At 49.4% G+C, this 908-nt stretch carries 1 protein-coding gene; it reads right to left on the bottom strand.

The window, feature by feature from the left end; genetic code table 11:
• On the bottom strand, positions 1-908 hold a 908-nt coding region (locus GRP75_RS28155), incomplete at both ends, for a condensation domain-containing protein (protein ID WP_160791021.1).

Genomic DNA, 908 nt, shown 5'->3' with positions numbered 1-908 from the left:
CATTTCAATGGAGCGTTCAGCCATAATCCCTACTCGCTGTGTCTCTGGCTCGGACCCGCGCTGTATCCCATGGGAAGCGAGTATGCGTGCCAGACGGTCGGCACGTTCATTCAGCTCGCGGTAGGTAAGCTGCATGTCCGCAAAGGTGATGGCCAGCCGATCTGGTGATTGCGCTACCTGTTCCTCGAACAGCACATGCAGTGCTTGATCTCGTGGATACGGATAGTCTGCTACCGTATCATTGAATCTCTGCACAAGCAGCTCTTTTTCTTGGGCCGAAACCATTTCTATAGCCGAAAGAGCGATATCCGGCTGTTTTATAACCGCATTGATAAGCTGCTGCAAATGTTCAGTCAGTCGTTCGATGGTTTCCCGTTTGTACAGCCGAGTTCCGTATTGAAGAGCACAGGAAATTTGTTCTCCATCCTCCACTGCGAACAGACTCAAATCAAATTTGGCCGCCGTTTGTTCACTTGGATAAGATGCCAATTGCAGCCCCGCCAGCTGCTGCTCTTTTTGCTCTATGTTTTGTAGTGCAAACATGGTATCAAATAACGGATTACGGCTTAAATCTCGATCCACGCCCAGCTTCTCCACCAGCTCTTCAAACGGATAATCCTGATGTTCAAAAGCCTTTAACGCGTTTTCCTTGACCTCCAACACATATTCGCGGAACGTTTTCCCGCCTTCTGGATAATTACGGATTGCCAGTGTATTCACGAACATCCCGATCAGACTGCCAAGATCTGCATGGGGCCGCCCTGCAATTGGCGAACCGACAATAATATCTTCCTGCCCGCTATAGTGGCTAAGCAAAGCCGAATAGGCAGCCAACAGCACCATATATAATGTCGATTCCGTCTGCACCGCAATGCTTTTTAAGCCTTCGCTTTGTCGTTGGTCAAGCG

It is taken from the genome of Paenibacillus sp. OT2-17, assembly GCF_009827695.1.
In the GTDB taxonomy this organism is placed as follows: domain Bacteria; phylum Bacillota; class Bacilli; order Paenibacillales; family Paenibacillaceae; genus Paenibacillus; species Paenibacillus polymyxa_B.
This window is presented reverse-complemented; position numbering and strand designations above follow the sequence as displayed.